The sequence below is a fragment of the Holdemania filiformis DSM 12042 genome, assembly GCF_000157995.1.
In the GTDB taxonomy this organism is placed as follows: domain Bacteria; phylum Bacillota_I; class Bacilli_A; order Erysipelotrichales; family Erysipelotrichaceae; genus Holdemania; species Holdemania filiformis.
In genome coordinates this window covers 14984-20754 of record NZ_GG657560.1, presented here as the reverse complement: position 1 = coordinate 20754, position 5771 = coordinate 14984, and the positions used below count along the sequence as shown (strand labels likewise).

The following is a 5771-nucleotide window of genomic DNA, read 5'->3' as shown; positions in this document are numbered from 1 at the left end:
TTTTAGTTAAAAATTGAGAAAAATGATGTAACAATTTTCAAAGCTACCGTTTTAATAGAAAACTCTTCCTTTCGTTTATCGAAAAAACAAAAAAGCGGCTCCATCTAAGTCCGGTCTTCCTTCCTTACGCAAGAAGCCGGTTTCATTCGATGAAGCTGCTTTTTATAGTATTGAATTTTTCAGTTCAAGTCTATCCGGTCCGGTAATCCGCTTATGCGGCGGCGGAGTCTTTTTCGTAAGCCTGCACCATCCGGGCCAGACTTTCTTCCAGTAAAGACGTCGGACAAGCCAGGTTGATCCGCTCGAAGCCGCTGCCTTCCTCACCGAACAAATACCCTTCGTCCAAGAACAACAACGCTTTCTTTGTCATGAATTCTTCCTGTTCGTTTTGATCCGCGAAATAAGCCCGCAGATCCACCCATAACAAGTATGTTCCTTCCAGCGGAGATACAGTCGCCTTCGGGAAATGGCTGGCGAAGAACTCAACGGCCGTTTTGCGGTTGGTTTCCAACAAGTCTAACAGCTCATCCAGCCAGCCCTCACAATGACGATAAGCCAGCGTTGCGGCTTCATAGGCCATGATGTTCAGATGACCGTTGATATAACTGCTCATCGTGGCCTTGTAGGCTGTGCGCAGTTCAGCGTTGGGAATGACGATATTCGAGCACTGCATCCCCGCCAGATTGAAGGTCTTCGATACCGACGTGCAGACGATCATGCGGTCGCTCAATTCCGGTGATAACGAAGCGAAGACGGTATGCTCATGACCCGGCAGAATCAGATCGAAATGAATCTCATCGGAAACGATCAGAACGTCATGTTTCAGACACAGTTCACCGACCCGCGTCAGTTCCGCCTTCGTCCAGACACGGCCGATCGGATTATGCGGGCTGCAGAAGATCAGCATTTTCACTTCCGGATCGGCCAGCTTGGCTTCCAGATCGTCAAAATTGATCGAATATACACCTTCCTGATTGATCAGACTGCTGGTCACCGTCGTGCATCCGCAGGCTTCAATCGTCTTTTTAAACGGATAGTAGACCGGCGTGAGGATCGCGATCTTCTCACCCGGCTTTACGAACGCGCGGACGGCGACGTTGATAGCCGTGACGACGCCCGGAAGCAGAACCAGCCAATCCTTTTCGATTGTCCAATGATGGCGGCGCTGCATCCAGTTCACCGTTTCCGTGTAGTAATCTTCACCGGCGTCGGTATAGCCTAAGATCCGGTGATCGAGAAACTGTTTCAGCCCTTCGGTGATCTCCGGCGGATTCATTAATTCCATATCCGCAACGGATAACGGAACGATTCCCTCCGGCACTTCTGGGTTTTGCTTGCGCATCCCTTTCCACTTGCTGGAATTCTGGGACTGTCGGTTGATTCGAGTTGTGAAATCATAGCTCATACGCATTTTCCCCACTTTCTGACTTCAGCTTACAGCCAGGACTTGAAACACAGAACTTACTTCCGGATATAACCGCTCTTGATGCAGGCTTCTCTGACCGCTTTGGAAACAGCCGGGACAACGCGGGAATCAAACGGCGATGGAATGATGTATTCTTCCGTCAGCTCTTCGGCCGGAATCAGATCGGCAATCGCCTGGGCCGCCGCAATCTTGACGTCTTCGGTGATCCGGGTTGCTTTCGCGTCCAAGGCCCCGCGGAAAATGCTCGGGAAGGCTAACAGGTTGTTGACCTGATTCGGGAAATCGGAACGGCCGGTCGCGGCGATCAGCGCTCCGCCCTTTTTCGCTTCATAGTAATCGATTTCCGGTGTCGGATTCGCTAACGCGACGATGAAGCAATCCTTGTTCATCGTGGCAATGTCTTCCTTCGTCAACAGGTTGCCCTTGGAAACGCCGATAAACACATCCGCGCCGACTAACGCCGCCTTCAAGTCCGCCGGGCTTTCGCCATGCAGATTGGTGTATTCGAGCAGTTCCTGCTTCAGCGGGTTGTAGCTGTCCTTCTTGTCCGGATGCAGAACGCCCTTGGAATCAAATGCCAGGATGTTCTTGAAACCGTAATTATACATCATTTTGATGATCGAGCTGCCGGCCGCGCCGACACCGTTGACGATGACCTTCATGTCTTCCGGCTTTCTGCCTGTTAACCGCAGGCCGTTGATCAGTGCCGCCAGCACGACGATCGCCGTACCATGCTGATCATCATGGAAGACCGGGATATTCAGTTCTTCAATCAGACGCCGTTCGATCTCCACGCAGCGCGGAGCGCTGATGTCTTCCAGATTGATCGCGCCCAGACCTGGGGAAATCAGCTTGCAGACCTTGATGATCTCTTCCGGATCCTTGGAATCGACGCAGATTGGGAACGCATCCAGCCCGGCGAAGCGGTGCATCAATAACGCCTTGCCTTCCATGACCGGCAGACCGGCGACCGCGCCGATATCGCCTAAGCCCAGCACCGCGGTACCGTCGGTGACAACTGCGACAGTGTTGCCCTTGCCGGTATAGCGGTAGGCATTTTCCGGATCCTTGTTGATTTCCAGACATGGCTGAGCGACGCCCGGCGTGTAGGCCAGCGTCAGATCTTCCGGCGTTTCGCAGGGAACCTTCGGTTCGATGGATAATTTGCCATGGTGCAGTTCGTGCAGTTTCAGTGCGTCTTCATAAACAGTCATTGTGTTATCCCTCCACTTTTTCTTTCTTCTTATTCTTGGCTAAACGTTTCTTGCCCGGAATACCCGGCTTGGTCATTTCCTGAACGTCCATGATGATTTCCAGGTCATGTTCAGTAATCAATCCGCTTTCCAGCAGCACCTCGCGCAGCGTGCGGTTTTCGATCAGCGCCTGCTTGGCGATCCGGCTGGCGTTGGCGTAGCCGATATGCGGGGCAAAGGCCGTGATCGGGGAAACCGAGCGTTCGACGAAGAACAGGCAGTTTTCCTTATTCGCCTTGATACCGTCGATCGCGTTCAGACGCAGCGTATGGCAGGCGTTAGCCATAATCTCAATCGACTCGAACAGATTCTTAAACAGCACCGGCTCGAAGACATTCAGCTCCAGCTGTCCGGCTTCCGCCGCCTTGGCGATCGTCACGTCGTTGCCGATGACGTTGAAGCAGGCCTGGTTGCAGACCTCGGCGATGACCGGATTGACCTTGCCCGGCATGATCGAGCTGCCCGGCTGCCGGTCCGGCAGCTTGATTTCCGCTAAGCCGGCTTTCGGCCCGGAGGCCATCATCCGCAAATCGTTGCACATCTTGGACAGATTGACCGCCAGCACCTTCAGCGCGCCGGAGGCAAACGCCAGCGTATCGCAGTTGCGGGTGCCGTCGACCAGATCCTTGGCGGAGCTGAGCGTGATCCCGCTGATTTCTGAAAGCACCGGTACGATCATCTTCTTGTATTTTTCATCAGCATTCAAGCCTGTGCCGACAGCCGTCGCGCCCATGTTGACGGCCTTTAAATCGTTGAAGGCGACACGGATCCGCTTGATATCGCGGCCGACCATCGTCGCATAAGCGTGAAATTCCTGACCTAAACGAATGGGAACAGCGTCCTGCAGGTGCGTCCGGCCCATCTTGATCACACCGTCGAATTCCTTTGCTTTTTTAAGCAGGGAATGCTGCAGCTCGGTCAATTCGCCCAGCAGCACCTCGACCAAAGCCAGCGCCGTCAAACGGCCGGCAGTCGGGAAGACGTCGTTGGTCGACTGACCGAAGTTGATATGATCGTTCGGATGGATATAATCGTAGACGCCGATCTCGCGGCCGGCCAACTGCGCGGCCCGGTTGGCGATGACTTCGTTGGCGTTCATGTTGAACGACGTGCCGGCCCCGCCCTGGATGCAGTCGGTGATAAACCACGAATCCAGCTTGCCGGAGATGACCTCGTCGCAGGCCTCCGTGATGTATTTCAGGCGTTCGTCATCCAGGAATCCGCACTGGTTGTTGCAGTAAGCGCTGGCTTTTTTGACCTTGCCGATCGAGCGGATCATCTGCGTATGCATCCGCCGCCCGGTGATCTGGAAATTGGTCATGGCCCGCTGTGTCTGCGCGCCGTAGAGGGCCTCCTTCGGGACTTCGATTTCGCCCAGTGAATCATGTTCCCACCGGAACTGTTCCGGGGTTTGTTCTGTTGCGTTCATGCTTTTTGTGAATTCTCCTTTTCTTCTTGCCACTCATCTTCTGTGAACACCCGGACACCGTTGCGGATGAACAGTTCGGCTGTCAAACCGTGGCCTTCCGTCAGCGTGCGGGTGAAACTTCCATCATAAATCAAGCCTTTGCCGCAGGAGGGACTTTTAGCTTTCAGCACCGCCAGCGTGATGTGATGTTTCTGAATCAGCGTCAGCGCGGCTTCGGCGCCCTTGCGGTACTCGGTGGTGCAGTCCCTGCCGGACTGCGTGCAGATCTGACAGCCCTGGCGTTCGCACGGATCGCGCGGGATGCCCAGTCCGCCCAGCACTTCCGGACAGATCGGCACGGCTTCCCCGCGTTCAACCATCGCCTTCAGCGCTTGCACGGTATTGGCCTTGCCGTCATAGCGGCAGGCCCTTCCCGCCAGACAGGCGCTGACGGCGATCATTCAAAATCCTCAGCGTACAGATCATTTCCCTGACTGTCGAAACAGACGAAGACCGGGAAATCCTCGACCTCCAGCCGCCGGATCGCTTCGCTTTGTAAATCCTCAAACGCGATCGTTTCGGCTTTTTTCACGCGCAGGCCTAACAATGCGCCGGCTCCCCCGACTGCGGCGAAATAGACCGCCTGATTGCGGATGATCGCCTGCTTGACCGCATCACTGCGCTTGCCCTTGCCGATCATGCCGGCCAGACCCAGATCCAGCAGCTGCGGAGTATAGACGTCCATGCGCGTCGCCGTGGTCGGGCCGGCGCTGCCGAAGGTCATCCCCGGAGGCGTCTGGGTGGGGCCGACATAGTAAATGATCTGATCCTTCAGATCAAACGGCAGCGGCGCTCCGGCATCCAGCAGCTCTTTCATCCGTTTGTGCGCCGCATCCCGCGCCGTGTAGATTACACCGCTTAACAGCACCTGTTCCCCTGCGCGCAGGGACCGGCGGTCTTCCATCGTTAACGGCAGTTGAATTTTCTTCATTACAGCACCACCTTTTTATGCCGGGTTACATGGCAGTTGATGTTGACCGCCACCGGCATGCCCGCGATGTGCGTCGGGAACCATTCGATGTTGACCTTCAGCGCTGTCGTGCGGCCCTTCAGCCCCATCGGCCCGATGTTGAGCTGGTTGATCTGTTCGAGGCATTCCCGTTCCAGCTGGCGGTATTGTTCATTCTCATTCTCACTGTCCAAAGGCCGGACTAATGCCCGCTTAGCCAGGTAGGCGGCATAATCCATCGTCCCGCCGACACCGACGCCGACGACCATCGGCGGACAGGCGTTCGGGCCGGCCAGCTTGACGGTTTCCAGGATGAAATCCCGGACGCCTTCGACGCCTTCGGCCGGCTTGCACATTTTGATGCGCGAGCAGTTCTCCGAGCCGAAGCCCTTCGCCGCACATTCGATCACGACCTGATCGCCTTCCACGATTTCCGTGTAGATCACCGCCGGAGTGTTGGTCAGCGTATTCTTCCGCTCAAACACCGGATCGCTGACCACGGAATTGCGCAGGTAGCTTCCCTGATAGGCTTCCTCTACGCCCTTGTTGACCGCGGCCTTTAACGATCCCCCGGTAAAGTGAACATCCTGGCCGATCGTCAGCCACACGACCGCCATCCCGGTATCCTGGCAGATCGGCAGCCGTTTCGTCCTGGCCAGCTCAGCGTTTTCCATT

At 55.5% G+C, this 5771-nt stretch carries 6 protein-coding genes; all 6 read right to left on the bottom strand.

Going from position 1 to position 5771, the window contains the following annotated elements; genetic code table 11:
- Nucleotides 1-211 precede the first annotated feature (211 nt).
- Complete coding sequence (locus tag HOLDEFILI_RS12510) at nucleotides 212-1405, bottom strand: MalY/PatB family protein (protein ID WP_006060103.1); 1194 nt, start codon at nucleotides 1403-1405, stop codon at nucleotides 212-214.
- A gap of 56 nt (nucleotides 1406-1461) precedes the next feature.
- Nucleotides 1462-2640, bottom strand: a complete 1179-nt coding sequence (locus HOLDEFILI_RS12505) for an NAD(P)-dependent malic enzyme (RefSeq protein WP_006060102.1) — start codon at nucleotides 2638-2640, stop codon at nucleotides 1462-1464.
- 4 nt (nucleotides 2641-2644) lie between these two features.
- Complete coding sequence (locus HOLDEFILI_RS12500; protein WP_006060101.1) at nucleotides 2645-4108, bottom strand: aspartate ammonia-lyase; 1464 nt, start codon at nucleotides 4106-4108, stop codon at nucleotides 2645-2647.
- Nucleotides 4105-4548: a 2-thiouracil desulfurase family protein gene (locus tag HOLDEFILI_RS12495; protein ID WP_006060100.1), complete on the bottom strand. Its 444-nt coding sequence runs from the start codon at nucleotides 4546-4548 to the stop codon at nucleotides 4105-4107. Before HOLDEFILI_RS12495 ends, HOLDEFILI_RS12500 begins: the two co-directional genes overlap by 4 nt.
- Nucleotides 4545-5078, bottom strand: coding sequence for a Fe-S-containing hydro-lyase (locus HOLDEFILI_RS12490; protein ID WP_006060099.1), 534 nt, complete (start codon nucleotides 5076-5078; stop codon nucleotides 4545-4547). Before HOLDEFILI_RS12490 ends, HOLDEFILI_RS12495 begins: the two co-directional genes overlap by 4 nt.
- Nucleotides 5078-5771: fumarate hydratase (locus HOLDEFILI_RS12485; protein ID WP_006060098.1), on the bottom strand; the 694-nt coding region annotated here is incomplete at its 5' end. The genes HOLDEFILI_RS12485 and HOLDEFILI_RS12490, both read right to left, overlap by 1 nt.